The 18,681-nt window shown below is 66.6% G+C and carries 19 protein-coding genes; 12 read left to right on the top strand and 7 right to left on the bottom strand.

The features are described 5' to 3' along the window. Positions 1–69: 69 nt before the first annotated feature. From B5483_RS17285 to B5483_RS17270, 4 genes are all read left to right on the top strand, one after another. Positions 70–1,107 (top strand): PhoH family protein, encoded by a 1,038-nt coding sequence (locus B5483_RS17285; protein WP_054947042.1) that lies wholly within the window; start codon positions 70–72, stop codon positions 1,105–1,107. Between the two features lie 185 nt (positions 1,108–1,292). Then, positions 1,293–1,778 carry an rRNA maturation RNase YbeY gene (gene ybeY / locus B5483_RS17280; RefSeq protein WP_079731284.1) on the top strand — a complete coding sequence of 162 codons (486 nt, stop codon included), beginning with the start codon at positions 1,293–1,295 and terminating at the stop codon, positions 1,776–1,778. A gap of 28 nt (positions 1,779–1,806) precedes the next feature. Continuing rightward, a complete protein-coding gene (locus B5483_RS17275; RefSeq protein ID WP_079731283.1) occupies positions 1,807–2,730 on the top strand; it encodes a hemolysin family protein in 924 nt (307 codons plus the stop codon). Between the two features lie 51 nt (positions 2,731–2,781). Then, positions 2,782–3,666 carry a LysR substrate-binding domain-containing protein gene (locus B5483_RS17270; protein ID WP_176168091.1) on the top strand — a complete coding sequence of 295 codons (885 nt, stop codon included), beginning with the start codon at positions 2,782–2,784 and terminating at the stop codon, positions 3,664–3,666. Positions 3,667–3,802: 136 nt separating this feature from the next. On the opposite strand, the gene B5483_RS17265 is transcribed toward B5483_RS17270, so the two are convergent. Next, positions 3,803–4,270 (bottom strand): peptidylprolyl isomerase, encoded by a 468-nt coding sequence (locus B5483_RS17265; protein ID WP_054947046.1) that lies wholly within the window; start codon positions 4,268–4,270, stop codon positions 3,803–3,805. Positions 4,271–4,438: 168 nt separating this feature from the next. Here B5483_RS17265 and mgtE point away from each other — a divergent pair, with 168 nt between their 5' ends. The 3 genes from mgtE (at position 4,439) to B5483_RS17250 (ending at position 7,048) form a co-directional block, all read left to right on the top strand. Further along, complete coding sequence (gene mgtE, locus B5483_RS17260) at positions 4,439–5,884, top strand: magnesium transporter (protein WP_079731282.1); 1,446 nt, start codon at positions 4,439–4,441, stop codon at positions 5,882–5,884. Positions 5,885–5,912: 28 nt separating this feature from the next. Next, positions 5,913–6,314: a DUF1489 family protein gene (locus B5483_RS17255; RefSeq protein WP_054947048.1), complete on the top strand. Its 402-nt coding sequence runs from the start codon at positions 5,913–5,915 to the stop codon at positions 6,312–6,314. 407 nt (positions 6,315–6,721) lie between these two features. Beyond that, positions 6,722–7,048, top strand: coding sequence for a UrcA family protein (locus B5483_RS17250; protein ID WP_079731281.1), 327 nt, complete (start codon positions 6,722–6,724; stop codon positions 7,046–7,048). Between the two features lie 75 nt (positions 7,049–7,123). Here the strand turns inward: B5483_RS17250 and nudC are convergent, their stop codons facing one another. The 3 genes from nudC to B5483_RS17235 are packed head-to-tail and all read right to left on the bottom strand — an operon-like array spanning position 7,124 to position 10,396. Beyond that, a complete protein-coding gene (gene nudC / locus B5483_RS17245; RefSeq protein WP_079731280.1) occupies positions 7,124–8,059 on the bottom strand; it encodes an NAD(+) diphosphatase in 936 nt (311 codons plus the stop codon). Beyond that, positions 8,031–9,341 carry a serine hydrolase domain-containing protein gene (locus B5483_RS17240; protein ID WP_079731279.1) on the bottom strand — a complete coding sequence of 437 codons (1,311 nt, stop codon included), beginning with the start codon at positions 9,339–9,341 and terminating at the stop codon, positions 8,031–8,033. The genes nudC and B5483_RS17240 overlap by 29 nt, the downstream gene beginning before the upstream one ends. Next, a complete protein-coding gene (locus tag B5483_RS17235) occupies positions 9,338–10,396 on the bottom strand; it encodes an A/G-specific adenine glycosylase (RefSeq protein ID WP_079731278.1) in 1,059 nt (352 codons plus the stop codon). Before B5483_RS17235 ends, B5483_RS17240 begins: the two co-directional genes overlap by 4 nt. Positions 10,397–10,425: 29 nt before the next feature. Between B5483_RS17235 and B5483_RS17230 the strand changes: the two genes are divergently transcribed. The 4 genes from B5483_RS17230 to B5483_RS17215 all read left to right on the top strand — a co-directional run bounded on the left by B5483_RS17230 (position 10,426) and on the right by B5483_RS17215 (position 16,106). Further along, entirely contained in the window at positions 10,426–10,980 is a 555-nt protein-coding gene (locus B5483_RS17230) for a DUF721 domain-containing protein (protein ID WP_054947053.1), read from the top strand. Next, the gene (locus B5483_RS17225) at positions 10,980–11,750 is read left to right on the top strand and encodes a DsbA family protein (protein ID WP_079731277.1); all 771 of its coding nucleotides are present in this window, start codon (positions 10,980–10,982) and stop codon (positions 11,748–11,750) included. The genes B5483_RS17230 and B5483_RS17225 overlap by 1 nt, the downstream gene beginning before the upstream one ends. A 129-nt stretch (positions 11,751–11,879) precedes the next feature. After that, positions 11,880–12,638 (top strand): DsbA family protein, encoded by a 759-nt coding sequence (locus B5483_RS17220; RefSeq protein ID WP_054947055.1) that lies wholly within the window; start codon positions 11,880–11,882, stop codon positions 12,636–12,638. Between the two features lie 33 nt (positions 12,639–12,671). Next, entirely contained in the window at positions 12,672–16,106 is a 3,435-nt protein-coding gene (locus B5483_RS17215; protein ID WP_079731276.1) for an AAA family ATPase, read from the top strand. Here the strand turns inward: B5483_RS17215 and soxR are convergent, their stop codons facing one another. Beyond that, positions 16,107–16,559, bottom strand: a complete 453-nt coding sequence (gene soxR / locus B5483_RS17210) for a redox-sensitive transcriptional activator SoxR (RefSeq protein ID WP_054947057.1) — start codon at positions 16,557–16,559, stop codon at positions 16,107–16,109. A 110-nt stretch (positions 16,560–16,669) separates the two neighbouring features. Here soxR and B5483_RS17205 point away from each other — a divergent pair, with 110 nt between their 5' ends. Continuing rightward, entirely contained in the window at positions 16,670–17,041 is a 372-nt protein-coding gene (locus B5483_RS17205; protein ID WP_054947058.1) for a VOC family protein, read from the top strand. Between the two features lie 8 nt (positions 17,042–17,049). On the opposite strand, the gene B5483_RS17200 is transcribed toward B5483_RS17205, so the two are convergent. Further along, complete coding sequence (locus B5483_RS17200) at positions 17,050–17,694, bottom strand: SOS response-associated peptidase (protein ID WP_079731275.1); 645 nt, start codon at positions 17,692–17,694, stop codon at positions 17,050–17,052. A gap of 11 nt (positions 17,695–17,705) precedes the next feature. Next, the gene (ubiA, locus tag B5483_RS17195) at positions 17,706–18,656 is read right to left on the bottom strand and encodes a 4-hydroxybenzoate octaprenyltransferase (RefSeq protein WP_079731274.1); all 951 of its coding nucleotides are present in this window, start codon (positions 18,654–18,656) and stop codon (positions 17,706–17,708) included. Between the last annotated feature and the right edge of the window lie 25 nt (positions 18,657–18,681).

Below are 18,681 nucleotides of genomic sequence, written 5' to 3'. Positions count from 1 at the left end.
CTTGCAAGCTGCCCGGAGCGGGACCATCTTCGCTTGCAGAACAGCACACGTTTTGCCCGAAAGGAGCGCATGGCCCGCAAAGCAGCCCGTGCCGATGACCCGGCGCAGTTCAGGCCCGAAACCCACCGCCGGGCCCGTGTCGAAATACAATTCGACGAACCCACGCTGCTAGGCGCCCTGTTCGGCCAGTTCGACGCCAATCTCGTACAGGTCGAGAACCGGCTCGGCGTCTACATCGCGGCGCGCGGCAACCGCATCCAGATCGAAGGTCCGGAAGATGCCGTGGCCAGGGCCCGCGAAACCCTCACCGGCATGTACCACCGCCTCGAACAAGGACAGGATCTCGATGCAGGCGCAGTGGAATCGTTGATCACAATGTCGGCCGAACCCACGCTCGAAGGGATCATCTCCGGCGACCAGGGCGCGCCGCCGATCATGATCCGCACCCGCAGGAAAACGATCGTGCCGCGCTCCGCGACGCAGATCGACTACATGCGTGCGCTGGCCCGTTCGGACGTCATTTTCGCGCTCGGCCCGGCCGGCACCGGCAAGACCTACCTCGCCGTGGCACAGGCGGTCAGCCAGCTCATGACCGGTTCGGTGCAACGCCTGATCCTCTCGCGCCCGGCAGTCGAAGCCGGTGAGAAGCTGGGCTTCCTGCCCGGCGACATGAAGGACAAGGTCGACCCCTACCTGCGCCCCCTGTACGATGCGCTTTACGACTGCATGCCGCCCGAACAGGTGGAACGACGCCTCGCCTCGGGAGAGATCGAGATCGCGCCGATCGCCTTCATGCGCGGCCGCACGCTGGCCGACGCCTTCGTCATCCTCGACGAAGCGCAGAACACCACGCGCGAGCAGATGAAGATGTTCCTCACCCGCTTCGGCCAGAACAGCCGCATGGTCGTCTGCGGCGACCCCCGGCAGATCGACATCCCCGGCGGCGAACGCATGAGCGGCCTCGCCGACGCGGTCCAGAAGCTCGAGGGGATCGACGGCATCAACGTCACCCGCTTCACCGCCGCCGATGTCGTGCGCCACCCGATCGTCGGGCGGATCGTCGAGGCTTATGAGGGCCCCCTGTCGCAGTACGACGAGAAAAAGTGAGGCTCGGCCTGCCTGTGTTTCCCCAGCAGCGGGACCCCCGCCTTCGCGGGGGTAACGGCTGAACGGTGGGGTCGTGAATTCCCGCGATCCGGTCCATCCCTCCTCGTTCCAAGTCGCCCCGTCATCCCCGCGATGGCGGGGATCGCGCTTCCTTGTCCCACTGCAAACCGCTAGAGACGGCACCGATGAATCTCGAAATCGATATCGAAGAGCCCTGGCCGGAAAGCACCGACTGGGCGGAGCTGACCGACCGCGCCTGCGCGGCCCTGGGCACGGTGGCGCCCGAGCTGGCGAATCCGCGCCTGATAACGAGCATCCTGTTCACCTCCGATGCCGAAGTCCACGTCCTGAACCGCGAATGGCGCGAAAAGGACAAGCCGACCAATGTCCTTTCCTTTCCGATGCTTGAACGCGATCAGGTTCTCGATCTGACGGCCGAGGGACCGCCCGAAATGCTCGGCGACATCGCCCTCGCCTTTGAGACATGCGCCCGTGAAGCCGCGGAAAAGGGGGTTTCCGTCGCGGATCATGCGACCCACCTCGTCGTCCACGGGCTGCTCCATCTGGCGGGCCACGACCACGAGATTTCCGATGCCGACGCCGAGGCAATGGAAGCGCTGGAGACGAAAGCACTTGCCCAATTGGGGATCGCCGACCCATATGACGACTGAATCAGGTTTGAAGGGGTAACCAGTCACGATGGCCGACAATGGCCGCCACACCGAGCCCGGCTCGGGAGATCCGGACAGTAGCGGCACGCTTTGGCGTGTCTTTCGGAGACTTTTCCACGCGGACGCAGATCAGTCGCTCAGGGCGCAGATCGAGGACGTCATCAACGAGCACGAGGGCGACGCCGATGACGGGGCGCAGACCAATGGCGACCTGTCGCAGCTCGAGCGGCAGATGCTGCGCAACCTCCTGCATTTCAGCGAGCATGACGCCGACGACGTAGCCGTGCCGCGCGGCGACATCATCGCCATCCCCGCCTCGGCAAGCTGGGAAGAAGTGGTCGAGGCCTTTGCGGAGCACGGGCACAGCCGCATGCCGGTCTACGGAGAATCGCTCGACGAGATCCGCGGGATGATCCACATCAAGGATATCTTCCCGATCCTTGCGCGCGGACTGCCGGCTCCGACCGACTGGACCAGCCTGATGCGCCAGCCGCTTTACGTGCCCCAGGCGCGCGGGGCGCTGGATGTGCTGGCCGACATGCGCGCGCGCCGCACCCACCTGGCGGTCGTGATCGACGAATATTCCGGGACCGACGGCATCATCACCATCGAGGACCTCGTCGAGGAAATCGTCGGCAATATCGAAGACGAACACGACGATGCGCCCGAAGAACTTCTCCTGCCGTTAGAAGACGGCATGTGGGAAGCCGACGCACGCGTGGAACTCGATGAAGTTGCGGAACGAATCGATCCGCGACTTGCCGAAGTTGAAGAAGCAGTAGATACATTGGGCGGCCTCGCCTTCGTACTGGCTGAGCAGGTTCCACAGGTCGGAGCGATCCTGGAACACGACAGCGGCTGGCGAATCGAGGTAACCGAAGGAAATGAGCGACACGTCACGCGATTGCGGTTGCATCCTCCGGTAGAGGAGCTCGAGAGCGAACCAGAATGATGCCGTCAACTGCCCAGCAGTTGACCCGTGACCGGATGAAAAGACGAAACATTGCCCGTACGCCGCCTCCCCCCTCTGCGCGCACTTGAAGCCTTCGTGCGCGTCGTCCGCCTTGGTTCGGCCAAGGCGGCGGCCAGTGAACTTGCCCTCTCGCCTTCCGCCCTCTCCCGCCGCGTCGCCGCGCTGGAGGATTTCACAGGCAAGCGCCTGTTCACCCGCCAGCACCAGGCGATGAAGCTGACCGACGAAGGCCAGGCCTTCTACAACGTCGTCGGCCCGAAACTGGAAGAACTGGCCGAAGCCGTCGAATCGCAGATCGACCGCGGCCAGGTCCTGCGCCTGCATCTTGGCGTGCCGACCCTGTTCGGCGGCCAGCGCCTGTTCCCGCGCCTGCCCGAACTGCGCAAGCTGCACCCGCGCCTGCACATCGACATCGACACCGGTGCCCACCTCGAGGATCGCGTCGGCGACACCCTCGACGCGGCGATCATCCTGGCCAAGGAGCCCGATTCCAACTTTTACCGGATCCAGCTCGACCACAACAAGGTTTACGGCATCGTGTCGAAGGAACTGGCCGAGGAGATCGGCTCGGTTCCCGATGCAGAAAAGCTCTCCAGGCAGACCATCCTGATCCACAACGACCTGTTCGACAGCTTCGATGCCTGGAAAACGGCGATCGGCATGCCGCAGCTCGAACCGGCATCGATCGACCGGTTCGACTCCGGCCAGCTCGTGCTCGAAGCAGCGGCACAGGGGCTGGGCATCGCGATCATGCACGACGACCACTTCCGCCGGTCGCACGACAATCGCCTCGCCCGCCTGTTCGACATCGATGTCGAGAGCCCCTTCCGCTACTGGTTCGTCTGCCGCCCCAAGGCGCTGGAAACCCGCCCCGTCCGCATCTTCCACGAGTGGCTGCTGCAAGCGGGGCTGTAATCGGCGGGCAGCTTTCCCCCCCTTTGCCCCGGGACCGTGGATCGAGACGAAAGTCGAAGGTCGATCCGGTCACCGAGCCAACGAAAAAGGGGCGCCCCTGCAGGGGCGCCCCTTCTTGCATTCGAACCGGTAAGGCTCAGCCTTCCGAGATCGTCGCCTTGACGATCTTGCCCGGCTCACGCGGCGGCTCGCCCTTGGGCAGCGCGTCTACGTGTTCCATGCCTTCGACCACCTGACCCCAGACGGTGTACTGCTTGTCGAGGAACGTGGCGTCGTCGAAGCAGATGAAGAACTGGCTGTTGGCCGAGTGCGGGTAGCTGGTGCGGGCCATCGAGCAGACGCCGCGCACGTGCGGCTCGGCGTTGAATTCGGCCTGCAGGTCCGGCTTGTCCGAACCGCCCATGCCGGTTCCCTGCGGGCAGCCGCCCTGCGCCATGAAGCCGGGAATCACGCGGTGGAACTTCACGCCGTCGTAGAAGCCCTCGCCGGTCAGCTCCTTGATGCGCTCGACGTGGCCGGGGGCCAGGTCGGGACGAAGCTTGATCTTGACGTCGCCACCGCCGCTGCCGGTGTCGAGAGTGAGCGTCAGGTATTCGTCGGCCATCTGTAATCTCCTGTTGTCCGCGTCGATGCGGATCCGGGCTCCGGCCCGATATAGGCTGCGTCTCGCCAATGTCACGCACGCGGCTGCGGAACAAGTATCCGCACAGCTATCCGCCGCCCCCTCCCTTCGCCTGTTGCAATTGCGAAATTGACGCTTAGACCGGCGCTTATGAGCGGCGCGGACCTCGACGACGAACTGAAGCAAGACGGCGCCGTCGCTGCGGAGGCGGACGCGGAATCGCCTGCGCCCGAGAGCGAGAGCCTCGACGAGGAAAACCGCCTTAAGCCCGAATTCGTGCGCAACGTCATGGATGCGCTCGACGAAGAGGACTCCGACCGCGTCTACGAGCTGGTCGAGCCGCTTCACCCGGCCGACATCGCCGACCTTTTCGAGCTGGTCGACGAGAATGAACGCCTCCTGCTCGCCCGCTCGATTCGCGACCTCATGGGCGTGGAGGTCATCGCCGAACTCAACGACTGGGTCCGCGAGCTCCTGATCGAGGCGCTACCCGCCGACGTCGTCGCCGAGATCGCCGAGCAGCTCGACACCGACGACGCTGTCGCGATGATCGAGGACCTCGACCGCGAGGACCAGCAGGCGGTCCTTGCCGAACTCGATCCCGAAGACCGCGCCGCAATCGAGGCCGCGCTTTCCTACCCCGAGGAATCCGCCGGCCGTCTGATGAGCCGCGAGTTCGTCGCGGTGCCCGAGACGATGACGGTGGGCGACCTCATCGACTTCCTGCGCGAACACCGCGAACTGCCGACCGAGTTCTGGGAAGTCTTCATCGTCGACGCGATGCACCGGCCGGTGGGCACCTGCGCGCTTTCGTGGATCCTGCGCTGCCCGCGCAACATTCCGCTCTACGACGTCATGTCGCGCGACCAGACGCTGATCCCGGTCGACATGGACCAGGAAGAAGTGGCGCTGCGCTTCCAGAAATACGCGCTGATCTCCGCCGCGGTGACCGATTCCGCCGGTCGCCTGATCGGCCAGATCACCGTCGACGATATCGTCCACATTATCCAGGAAGAGGCCAGCGAGGACATCCTGCGCCTGTCCGGTGCAGGCGACGGCGACATCAACGAGCCGATCCTGATCACCGTGCGTGCGCGCCTGACCTGGCTGTGCGTCAACCTCGCCACCGCGATCCTTGCATCGTCCGTGGTCGGGCTGTTCCAGGGCGCGATCACCCGTTTCGCGCTGCTTGCGGTGCTCATGCCGATCGTCTCGGGCATGGGCGGCAATGCCGGGACGCAGACGCTGGCGGTTGTGGTGCGCGCCATCGCCACCAACCAGCTGACCGATTCCAACACCGTGCGCATGATCCTGCGCGAACTGCGCATCGCCATGACCAATGGTGCCGCGCTCGGCATGCTGATCGGAGGGGGGACCACGCTGTTGTTCTCCAACCCGCTGCTGGGCGCCGTCATCGGAGCGGCCATGGTGATCAACAACCTCGTCGCCGGTCTTGCGGGCATCCTCGTGCCGGTCACGCTCGACCGTTTCCGGATCGACCCGGCCGTTTCGTCCGCGGTTTTCGTCACGACGGCCACCGACACCATGGGATTCTTCTCGTTCCTCGGTCTTGCCGTGCTGACCGGACTCGCCTGACCCGGCACGAATACCTATCTTCGTCCCCATGCCGCTGCACATGACCAAGATCGCCTATTCCGCCGAGAGCCCGGCGGACCTGCGCGCCTGGCTGGAAAGCCATGCGGACATCGGCGAGGCGCGCCTGACGACGCGCTACCTGCCCAAGCGGCACGAGGAGATGGTCGGCGGATCGCTCTACTGGATCTACGAGCACGCGCTGATCGGCCGCTCCCCGATCCTCGGCTTCGAACAGCGCGAAGACGGCCGCTGGTGGATTCGCCTTGCCCCCAAGCTGATCCCGGTCGTCACCAAGCCCAAGCGCGCGCACCAGGGCTGGCGTTATCTCAAGGACGAAGACGCCCCGCGCGACCTGGGTGACGGTGAAAGTTCGGGCGACGTCATGCCGCCCAAGCTGGCGCGCGAGCTGGCGAAACTCGGCCTCGTCTGAAAACGCAGTCTGATATCGGCACCTGAACCGGCATCCGGGAAACCGTCCGGAGACGCCTTCCTTTCGGGGCGGACCATCGGCTGAAGTCCTGCGTCCCCCCAACGCCCCGCATCGGCTGCAAGAGAAGAACGTTCACAATGACGTTCCCAACTGCATATTTCGCCTTTTCACAAAAAAGCGTAATAAAAAATCAACAAAGAGTAGACAAAAGAACGCCCGCAGAATAGTGGCGCGTCAAGTCACGTTTGGGGGAAAGAGTAAAATCAGCCTTACAACCGGTTTACTCGCCTCGGCGAAACCGGCGTCAGTCTTGCCGGATAAAAATACAAAGACGGCAAGCATAATCGAAGAAATCCGGGTCGCATCATGCCCTTTTTAGACAGCGCTTCGGCGCCCGGAGATTCGACATGAAAACCTTCGCTTCGCTTGCCGCCGTTGCGGCCCTCACCGTTGCCGTGTCCGCCAACGCCGCAACCGACGGCGCGCGCACCGTTCCGGTTGCCTACGACGACCTCAACCTTTCGAGCCAGGCCGGTCTCGACACGCTCGACCAGCGCCTTGAGCGGGCCGTTCGCAAGGTCTGCGGCAAGGCCGATGTCCGCCGCCTCGACGAAGTCAGCGACATGACCCGCTGCCGCACGAGCGCTCAGGCATCTGCGGCCGAGCAGCGCACCGTCGCCCTCGCCCGCCGCAACGACGGCCAGCCGCTGCTGGTTGCCGTCAAGACCAAGTAATCCTCGCAGGAATCCGACTTTCGCGCCCGCGCGTGTGAGGGTCGGCTTCCTCCTCCCCTCGCCCTGAACGGTGCGTCAGCCGCGGTCGATCCACCAGCGCATGAGGACATGGGCGATCGCCGTCTTCGGCGGCGCACCGAAGGCCCGGCCCAGTTCGCCGCGGCCGATCGCCTCGAGGGCTTCGACCACATCCTCGCGGCTGAACCAGCGGGCATCGTCCAGTTCGGTCTCGTCGATGGTGATCTCGGTCGTCTCCGCATAGGCGTGGCAGCCGATCATCAACGAGGACGGGAATGGCCAGGGCTGGCTGGCGATGTAGGTCACGTCGCGAACCCTGATCCCGGCTTCCTCCAGCACTTCTCGGGCGACCGCCTCCTCGATCGTCTCGCCCGGCTCGACGAAACCGGCCAGCGTCGAATAGCGCCGCTCGGGAAACCGCGGCTGACGGCCCAGCAGCACCTTGCCCTCGTGCTCGACCAGCATGATCGTCACCGGATCGACGCGCGGGAAATGCTCGGCACTGCAGGTTTCCGAAGTGCAGGAGCGCTGCCAGCCGCCCTTGGCAAGCCGCGTGGGCTGCCCGCATACGGCGCAGAAGCGGTGGCGCGCATGCCAGCCGATCAACGAGCGGGCACCGCCGTAAGTCGCCAGTTCGCCCGCACCCAGCACGGCCATCGCATTCCAGCTTGCCGGCCCGGCATGGGGACTGCCCGCAGGATAGGAAGAACGCACTTCGGCAAAGCAGCCCCGCTCGCCGTCGAGGCCGAGGAACACCAGCTCGCTGTCGGGCGCGGCATCGGCAAGACTGCCCCATTCCAGCGCGCCCTCGGGCGAAAGCACCGGATCGAGACCATCCATGCGCAGCAGCCGGGCTTTCCAGTTCATCAGCGCATCGAGCGCGGCCGCATCGCTGCGGATGTGATCGGCGCGGTCGAGGTGCGATCCGGAGAAGGCAATCGGGGCCAGGTCGGGGGCAATCACGTCAGCGTTTCTCCAGCAGGGCCATGACATCGGCTTTGAGCGCGGCCTGGAACTCGGGAAGCAGGTCCACCGCGTTGGGCGGCATGAACTGCACGAAGATCTGCGAGCGCAGGGCATGGACCGTGTCGACCATGCCGACCGTCCCCGCCGCGCCCGACCAACCGTAGATCCCGGCCTCGCCGCCGCGCCCCACGCGTCCTCCGGCACCGAAACCGGCGGCACCGCCAAACGCAGCCGGGATCGTCACGCCTGCAGGCAGCAGGTCGCCGGTCCCGGCATGCACGGCCTGTGCAGCCAGCACGCGCTGCCCGTCGATCATGCCAGACTGGGCAAGCATGCGCAGGAAGCGGTCGTAGTCGCGCGGAGAACTGACCAGCCCGGCGCCGCCGAACGGGAACGGCGGCTTTTCGAGGAAGATCGAATCCGCGCCGGTATCGATGGGCACCAGCAGCGTGCCGAGCGCCCCGTAGTTCGTGGTCAGGCGACCGGCATCGGACTGCGGCACCTGGAAGAAAGTGCTCGTCATCCCGGCCGGTTCGAAGATCGTCTCGCGCAGGTAATCGGCAAAGCTGCGCCCGCTGGCCACCTCGATCACCCGGCCCATCAGGTCGAGCCCCATGGAATAGCTCCAGCGCGTGCCCGGATCGGCGACCAGCGGCACTTCGGCAAGGCGATCGGCAAAGCGATCGAGGCCGTGGACCGGCTCGCCTTCGAACACGCCGGGGATCTTCATGCGGCTGATCTGTCCCGCGACAAGGCCCTTGCGCTCCATCAGGTCCTTGATCGGACCTTTCTGGATGATGGTGTAGCCGATGCCCGAGGTATGGGTGAGAAGGTGCCGTATCGTGATCGGCGAACGGGCCGGATGCAGTTCGGTGATCGGTCCGTCGTAGGTGTCCTGCACCTGCATGTGCCGGTACCGGGGCAGAAGCTCGTAGAGCGGCTGGTCGAGGCCGAGCTTGCCTTCGCTGACAAGCTGCATGGCGGCCATGCCGGTGACCGGCTTGGTCATCGAATAGATGCGAAACAGGCTGTCCGCCGTTACCGCGTCGCCATCGGCAAAGCCTTCCGATCCGCGTGCGACGAATTGCGGCTCGCGCGCCGGGATGCCGAGCGAGGCGACCATGCCGGGAAACTTGCCGGGGCCCACCCAGCGCTCCACCACCGCGCGCACTTGCGGCAACAGGTCCGGATCGGAAGCGGCGAGCGCAAGGCGCGGCATCAGTGCAGCGCCGAGGCCGGCGCAGGCCCCCATGCGCAGCAGCGCGCGCCGGTCCATCGCGGCCTCGAGCCGGGCCATCGTGCGAATCATGCCGTCTCTCCCGTCCCGGCGAGCGCGAGCTGCGCCGCCTTGGCGAATAGCGTGGGCAGGCCGGCTTCCCCGATCCGGTCCAGCGGCCACCACTCCCCCTCCTGCGCGGGGAGACTATCGCATTGATTGCCGAGATAAACCGCAAGGTTCAGCTCTAGCGAGAAGTGCGTGAAGACGTGGCCGACCTTGCCTGCGCTTTCCCACGGACCGTCCAGCGGTCCTTCGCCGCTGCCGTCGCCGCGCGAATGCCAACCGTCGTCGGGCAGCGCCCGCATCCCGCCGAGCATCCCCTTGCCCGGGCGACGTACCAGCCAGACGCGATCGTCCCGCTCGATCCAGAAGGCCCGGCCGCGGCGTGCCGGCTTGGCCTTTTTGGGCGCCTTCACCGGGAACCGCTCCGGCTCGCCAAGGGCCCGCCCCTCGCAATCGGCCGAGAGCGGGCAGAGCAGGCAGCGCGGCGTGCGGCTGGTGCACACGGTTGCGCCCAGATCCATCATCGCCTGCGCAAAGTCCCCGCTGCGCAGATCGGGCGTGATCGCATCGGCCTTCTCGCGGATCGCGGTGCGTCCGCCCGGCAGCGGCGTATCGAGCGCGAAGAGCCGGGCGACGGCGCGCTCGACGTTGGCATCGACCACTACCGCACGGCGGCCGAAGGCGATGGCGGCAACCGCGGCGGCGGTATAGGCGCCCAGCCCCGGCAGCGCGCGCAGTTCGTCCTCGCTGTCGGGAAAGCGTCCGCCGCGCGCCGCAACCTCGCGCGCGCAGGCCAAGAGGTTGCGGGCCCGGGCGTAGTAGCCAAGGCCCGCCCAGGCGGCCATGACCTCCTCGTCCGGCGCTGCGGCCAGGGCAGTCACATCGGGCCAGCGCCTCGTGAACTCGGCAAAGTAGTCCTTCACCGCGGCAACGGTGGTCTGCTGCAGCATGACCTCCGAGAGCCAGACGCGGTAGGGATCGGGAGCCGGCGCACCCGGGCGCGCACGCCACGGCAGGTCCCGCGCATGGGCATCATACCAGTTGAGAAGCTTGCGCGAGATCGTATCGGAACTGGCTTCCATGGGCCCGCTATGGCATTGCAGCGCCGGTAATGGAACGGGATCGCGGCAAACAATCGAGCAAATCGGGCAAGACCACGCCCGGCTTCAAGCGTTACGAACGCCCGCGCGGCGGGCAGGCGCGCGCGATATCGGACCTGATGCCCGAAGTCGGGCGTACCGCGTTTCGCCGCTTCGGCTTCGTGCAATCGAGCGTGGTGACCCGCTGGCCCGAGATCGTCGGTGCCCGTCACGCCCGCGTATGCTCCCCCGAATCGATCCGCTTCCCGCCCGGCGAAAAGAGCGACGGCATTCTCCAGCTCGTCGTGATGCCTGCCCATGCACCGATGATCCAGCACGTCATTCCAGAGATCATCGACCGGGTGAACCGCTTTTTCGGCTACAATGCGGTGGCAAAAGCCAAGATCCGGCAAGGCGAGGTTAAGGCACCGCCTGCTTCAGACCGCAGGTCTGCTCCGCCTTCGCTCAAGCCGGTGCCGATTGAGCTGGGCGAATCGCTGCGCGACATCGGCGACCCGGAACTTCGGGCCGTGCTGGAATCGCTGGCGCGGAGCATGGCCGCCAAGGAAGACCAGAAGGACAAGTGATGAAGCCGTCATTCGTGAAGTCCATTGCCCGCAACGCTGCCCGTACAATCGCCCTTGCCTCCTGCGCCGCGCTGAGCCTTGCCGCCAGCCCGCCCCAGCCAGCGCCCACCGCAAAGGCCAGGCCGCAGGCCGCCGCGAAAGGCAACTGGAACGGCGTGACGGGCGTGACGGCGAATGGCAGCCATACGCTGGGCAATCCCGAAGCACCGATCAAGATGACCGAGTTCGTCAGCTACACCTGCCCGCACTGCGCTGTGTTCCACCGCGAATCGGACCCGGTCCTGCGCACGACTCTGATCCCCAAGGGCCAGATCCAGATCACCGTCACCAACCTGGTGCGCAACCCGATCGACCTGACCGTCGCGATGCTGACCTCCTGCGGCGATCCGAAGCGCTTCTGGGTGCGCCACAATGCCTTCTTCGCCTCGCAGGACCAGTGGCTCGGCACGGTGCGGAAGATGACGCCGGAACAGTTGGCGCGCTGGGGACAGGGAGAAATCCCGGCCCGCATGCGCGCCATCGCCGGGGACCTGGGCTTCTATGCCAGGATGCAGCAGTGGGGCATCGACCGCGCGCAGGCGGACCGCTGCCTGAACGACAGCGCCATGCTCGACAAGCTGCGCGCGCAGCAGTCGGCCGCCGGATCGCTGGGCCTGACCGGCACGCCAAGCTTCGTCGTCAACGGCGAAGTGCAGCAGGTGCATGACTGGGAGCATCTCTCGAAACTGCTCAGCGACCGCGCCGCGGCGCTGCAGGCCGGCCGGATCTAGGCCGCAAAAACGGCGGTTTCGCCGAAATCCGGGGGTTAGCTGTGGAGATGTCCCTTGCCGGACCCCACGTGCCCTTGATCTGTCCGGACCATGGGTTAGCCATTTTCAATTCGCAAAGGATTCGCTTCGATGACCCGTTTTCGCTTCCGTAACGTCGCGCTGGGCCTGATCGCCGCACCGCTCGCCCTTGGCCTTGCCGCCTGCGGCGAAAAGAAGGACGAGGCCGCACCGGTTTCGAACGAGCCGATCGCCCCGATCGCCGCTCCTGCCGGCAAGAGCTGGTCGGACATGGTCGCGAAGACCGACGAAGGCGGCTATCGCCTCGGCAATCCCGATGCACCGATCAAGCTCGTCGAATACGGCGCGCTGAGCTGCTCGCACTGCGCCGAGTTCGCCAAGGAAAGCTTCGCCAAGCTGCGCGACGACTATGTCGCCAGCGGCCGCGTCAGCTACGAACTGCGCTACTTCATGCTCAACCCCTATGACGTGCCGGCCTCGCTGCTGGCCACTTGCGGCGCGACCGAGGCGGTGATCCCGCTCAGCGAACAGTTCTGGGCCTGGCAGCCCAACATGTTCCAGAACGTGCAGGCGCTGGGCGAGGACCAGCTCAAGGCCATCGGCGCGATGTCGCCGCCGCAGCAGATCCCCGCCATCGCGCAGGCATCGGGCATGACCGAATTCTTCGCCTCGCGCGGGATCGCGCTCGACCAGGCGAAGGCCTGCCTTGCCGACAGCGCCAAGGCCAAGGCCCTTGCCGACCAGACCGAGAAGGCGACCAAGGAATTCAACGTCACGGGCACCCCGACGTTCATCCTCAACGGCACGTCGGTCGGTTCGATGGGCTGGGACGAACTGCAGACCAAGCTGCAGCAGGCCGGCGCGCGCTGATGCGCCGGCTCAGGCTTCGATAAGGGCGACCCGATGCGCATAAGGCGGCTCAAGCTCAGTGGATTCAAGAGCTTCGTAGAGCCCTCCGAACTGCGCATCGAACCGGGGCTGACCGGCGTCGTCGGCCCCAACGGCTGCGGCAAGTCCAACCTTCTCGAAGCGATCCGCTGGGTCATGGGCGAAAGCTCGCCCAAGTCGATGCGCGGCGGCGGCATGGAAGACGTGATCTTCGCAGGCACCTCCAGCCGCCCTCCGCGCAGCTTCGCCGAAGTCGTCCTGACCGGGGAGACCGCCCCCATCGACGGCAAGCGCGAAGAGCTTGAAGTCGTGCGCCGGATCGAACGCGGGGCGGGCAGCGCCTATCGCGTCAACGGTCGCGACGTGCGTGCCAAGGACGTCGCGCTGATCTTCGCCGACGCCGCCACCGGCGCGCATTCGCCCGCGCTGGTCAGCCAGGGCAAGATCGCAGCGGTCATCGCCGCCAAGCCCACCGAACGCCGCGCCATGCTGGAAGAAGCGGCGGGCATCGCCGGGCTCCACGTGCGTCGCAAGGACGCCGAGCAGAAACTGCGTGCGACCGAAACCAACCTCGCCCGCCTCGAAGACATCATGGCCGGGCTGGACAAGCAGGTCGCCACACTGCGCCGTCAGGCCAAGGCGGCTGAAAAGTACAAGGCGCTGACCGACGAAATCCGGTTGGCCGAAGCGCGGCTGGTCTTTGCCCGCTGGCGCGATGCCGCCGCGGCCGCCGAGGCCGCGCGCAAGGAAGCCCAGGCCGCCGAGGCCCGCGTCAACGAGGCACAGCAAGCCGCAAAGCTGGCGCAGGACGGGCAGGCCGCCGCTGCCGAAGCGCTGATCGAAGCGCGCGACGAACTGGCCGACCGCCGCGACGATGCCAATGCGCAGGGGCACCGCATGGCCACGCTCACCAGCCAGCTCGAAGCGGCAGAACAGCGTCTGGCCGATCTCGAACGGCAGAAGACCCGGCTCGAGGAAGACCGTGGCGATGCCGACCGCGTGACCCGCGACGCGGCACAGGCACTTTCGCGCCTCGAACGCGAGCTGGCCGAGAGCGAAAAGCAGCTCGAAGCCGACGAGGCACACCGCCCCCGTCTGGCCAATGCCCTGGAAGGCGCCGAACGCGCTGCCCGCGCCGCCGAACTCGAACTGGCGCAGGCGACCGCCCAACAGGCTGGCGTCGAAGCCGAATGGCGCATCGCCGAAGCCGAACTGGCGCAGGCAAGGAACCGGCTTGCCCGCCTCGATTCCGATGCCGAACGCCTGCAGTCGCAGATCGAGGCGCTTGAAGCGGCCGGCGACCTCGACGCGGTCGTCGCCGCTGCGCGCGCGAAAGCCGAAGCTGCGGGAAAGGCCCTTGCCGAAGCGCGCGAAGGACTTGAAGCGCAGCAGGCCCGCAAGGCAGAGCTGCAGGCCCAGCGCGATGCCGCCGCCTCGGACCTTGCAGGCACGCGCGCCGATCTCACCGGAATCGAGCGCGAACATGGCGCCCTCGTCCGGGACCGCGAGGCCCGCGCCAAGGGCGCCAAGGCCGCACATGGCCTGCCCGTCGCAATCGACGCGGTTCGCGCCGCCCCGGGCTACGAACGCGCGCTGGCCGCCGTACTGGGCCGCGACGCCAAGGCGCCGCTGGGCAAGGTCGACGGCGCCGACGGTCGCTTCTGGACCGGCGCCGAGGCGCCCGCCCCCGTGGTCGACAGCCTTGCCGCGCACGTCACCCAGTGCCCGCCGGAACTCACGGCGCGTCTCGCGCTGGTCCATGTCGTGGGCGAGGATGACGGCCGCGCTCTCAAGGCCGGCGAATGGCTGGTCACGCGTTCGGGCGTGCTGCGCCGCTGGGACGGCTTCGTCGCACGCGGCGAAGGGGCCGCCGAAGCTGCCCGGCTCGAAGCCGAGAACCGCTTCGCCGAACTCGACGCCCAGCTGCCGCCGCTGCGAGAGGCCGTGGCGGTTGCCGAAGCGCGTCAGGCAAAGGTGCAGCAGGAACTCTCCGCGCTGCAGGCCGCGGTCATCGCCGCCGAACGCGCCATCGCGCAGGCCACCGATGCCGAACGCAGCGCCCTTCGCGCCGCCGATCAGGCCGAAGACCAGCGCCAACGCCAACGGGCCCGCCGCGCCGAACTCGATATGCAGGTCGGCGAACTGGCCGAACAGCGCAAGACCGCCGCGCAGGACCTTGCCGCTGCCGAAGACAAGCGCAAGGCGCTGCCCGACCCCGAAACCGGCCGTGCCGCGCTGGAGGCCGCACGCAGGAAGAACGAGACCGCCAGGAACGGGCTGCAATCCGCCACGGCCGCGCTTGCCGCGCACGATCAGGCGCTGGCGGTCGGGCGCGAACGCACTGCGTCGCAGCGCAGCGACATCCGCAACTGGCAGGGCCGCGCCGGCGATGCCACCAATCGCCTCGCCCAGATGGCCGGCAGGCTCGAGGAGATCGAAGCCGAGCGCGCCATCTTCGCCGCCAAGCCCGCCTCGATCATGGCCGAAATCGAAGCCGGGGAAGTCGTGCGCAATCGCCTCTCCGACGAACTGGGCAAGGCGGAAGTGGCCGTAGCTGCCGCGACCGAGGCTGCGCGCAAGGCCGATGCCGAACTGGCCGATGCGCAGGAAAAGCTCGCCAGCACGCGTGAGAACCGCGCCGGTGCCGTCGCCCGGGCCGAGAACGAGGACGAACGCCGGGTCGAGATGACGCGACTTTCGGGCGAGCGCTTCCAGTGCCCGCCCCCCGTCCTGCCCGAGCGCTTCGCCTTCGATTCCGCGCAGGTCTCCGGCGCACAGGCGGAAACCGCGACGATGGACAGGCTCGTCGCCGAGCGCGAGCGCATCGGCCCGGTCAACCTCGTCGCCGCCGACGAACTGGCCAAAGCTGAAAAGGAACTGGGCGTCAGCGTCACCGAGAAGGCCGAACTGGCCGAAGCGGTCAACCGCCTGCGCGGTTCGATCGGCAACCTCAACCGCGAAGGGCGCGAGCGCCTGCGCGCGGCCTTCGAGGCGGTCGACGCGCATTTCCGTCGCCTCTTCCAGCAGCTCTTCCAGGGCGGACAGGCGCATCTGGCGCTGGTCGATTCCGACGATCCGCTCGAGGCCGGCCTGGAGATCTTCGCCCAGCCGCCGGGCAAGCGCCTGCAGTCGCTGACGCTGCTCTCGGGCGGCGAACAGGCGCTGACCGCAGTCGCCCTGATCTTTGCGCTGTTCCTCACCAACCCGGCGCCGATCTGCGTGCTGGACGAGGTCGACGCGCCGCTCGACGATGCCAATATCGAGCGCTTCTGCGACCTGCTCGAAGCCATGACCCGCGAAACCGAGACGCGCTACCTGATCGTCACCCACAATGCCGTGACGATGAGCCGCATGCACCGCCTGTTCGGCGTGACGATGGTCGAAAAGGGCGTCTCGCGTCTCGTCAGCGTGGACCTTGGCGCGGCCGAGGAACTGCTGGCGGCCGAATAGCTATTTCAGCACGAAACGCGGTCCGGTGCCTTCTGCCCCGGCCGCATCGTCAGCATTGTAGAGGCGGCATTTCGTCAAGCTCAGGCAGCCGCAGCCGATGCATTCGTCCAGCTTGCGCCGGGTGAGTTCGAGCAGCGCGATCTTCGCGTCGATCGCCTCGCGCATGGACAGGCTGATGCGCTCCCAGTCCTCGATCGTCGGCGTGCGTCCCTGCGGCAGCTGCGCCAGTTCGCGCTCGATCTCGGCCAGGCCCAGACCCAGCTTCTGCGCGATCAGGATGAAGCTGACGCGGCGGATGTCCGAGCGCAGGAAGCGCCGCTGGTTGCCCGAAGTGCGCAGCGAGACGAGCAGCCCCTTCTCTTCGTAGAACCGGATCGCCGAGACCGCGACGCCGGTGCGGCGCGAGAGATCGCCGATCGAGATGAAGCGGTCGGTCACGCCCTTGGCGGTCATCGCAAGGTCTCCATTTTACGTTTGACCTCAAGTTAACTTGAGGTTGCACCTTGGGCAAGCCGAGTGATTCGCCGCGGGCGCGGATCGCTGGAAACCAAGGAGAAATGCACATGCCCAAGGGAAGACTGGAACACGCCAACATCACCGTGAGCGACATCGAGCGCTCGTCCAGGCTGCTGCAGGACCTGCTCGGCTGGGAAGAACGCTGGCGCGGTCCGGCCCTCAACGGCGGCGAGACGATCCATGTCGGCGAGGAGTTCGGCTACATCGCCGTCTATACCGACCGCAAGGAGCACGAGCGCTTCGCCAAGGGCGCGCCGCTCAACCACGTCGGCATCGTCGTCGACGACCTCGACGCCGCCGAGAAGATCGTCGCCGATGCCGGTCTCGTCCCCTTCAACCACGCCGACTACGAACCCGGTCGCAGGTTCTACTTCCTCGACTGGGACGGCATCGAATTCGAACTGGTGAGTTATGAATGAGCCGCTGATCACAAGAGCCGGGGCGTGGTATTCCCACCGCCCCGGGCCGGCTTGCCCCCTCCGCTCCACAATTCGTCCGTCCGGTCCACCGTCAGGGGAAGGTCGGGCGTGCGACACAGGCGCAGCGCCTCCTCCGGTGTGCCGGTGACCCACTGCTCCCACGCATCGCGGGGAAGGAGAACCGGCATGCGGTCATGCACTTCGACCATCTGCGGGCAGGAATCGACCATCACCATGGTATAGGCCTGCCCCCATTCGGCGGTCGGTCGCCAGAGCCCGGCGACGGCGAAAGTCTCTTCCCCTTCCACGCCGTACCACGTGCGCGTCATCCGCCCCCTGCTGCCCTCGGCCTCGGCCCAGGCGGTGACGGGAACAAGGCAACGGCGCGTTTCGAAGCTGTCGCGCCAGAACGCGGTGGCCAGCTTGTCGTCGCGGGCATTGGTGACGGGCTTGGGCTTGAGCGGCTGCCCCTGCCTGCCCTTGAGCACCAGCGGAAAGCCCCATGTCATCGCCTGCGCCTTGCCTTCGGCCACGACGAGGCCGGGATAGCCGGGATAGACCTCCTCGGCGATATTGGCGCCGCGTTCGGGCAGGACTTCGAAGAGCTTGGCGACTTCGTCGACGCCCTTGGTCATCCGGTAGAGGTTGCACACGGCAACCTGTCCTAGATCACGCCGGCGTTGCCCACCACCCAGCAGGCCAGCGCCATGACGATGCCGGCGTCGCGGTTGGAGCGGAAGCGGGCGAGCGCATTGTCACCGTCATCGGTATCGAGCGTCACGACCTGAAAGCCCAGATGCGCCGCCACCGGGACCAATGCGACGAGCGCGACCCAGTCGCCGCGCAGGGTCCAGAAGGCCAGCGCCCAGAAGGCGATCGCAAGGGCATAGAACCCGGCGACTCCGGCGCGCACGTGGCTCCCCAGGCGCAAGGCAGCAGAGCGGATGCCGACAAGGGCATCGTCTTCGCGGTCCTGCAGGGCGTAGATCGTGTCGTAGCCGATGCACCAGAAAATGCAGCCGCCATACAGTGCAACGAGAACGTCGATGTGGTCGCTGCGGATCTCGACCCAGCCGACCAGTGCCCCCCAGGTAAAGACGAGGCCAAGCCAGACCTGCGGCCACCAGGTGATCCGCTTCATGAAGGGATAGGCAGCGACGAGGGCCAGGCTGCTCAGGGCCATGACCTGCGCCTGCCAGCGCAGCTGGAACAGCACGACGAGGCCGACCGCGCAGAGCGTGAACAGCCAGATCGTTGCGGCCTGCCGGGAGACGCGCCCGCTCGCGACCGGGCGGCTGGCCGTGCGCGCGACCTTGCGGTCCAGATCGGCATCGACGATATCGTTCCACACGCAGCCCGCACCGCGCATCGCGATCGAGCCGACGAGCATCCACAGCACGAGGTCCCAGCGCGCTTCGCCGCCCGCCAGCATCACGCCCCAGGCGCAGGGCCAGAACAGCAGCCACCAGCCGATGGGCCGGTCGAAACGCGCCAGCATCGCATAGTCGCGAAAGGACGGCGGCAGCATCGAAACAAGGCTGCGGTTTTGCGTATCGGGGACAAAAGCGGGTTCGGTCACGCGGGCGTAATTAGTCGATTGTGTGCCGCGTGTCATGGATGATCGTTCACTTGGGCAGAAT

Origin of the sequence: Novosphingobium mathurense, assembly GCF_900168325.1 — a bacterium.
Classification (GTDB): domain Bacteria; phylum Pseudomonadota; class Alphaproteobacteria; order Sphingomonadales; family Sphingomonadaceae; genus Novosphingobium; species Novosphingobium mathurense.
This window is presented reverse-complemented; position numbering and strand designations above follow the sequence as displayed.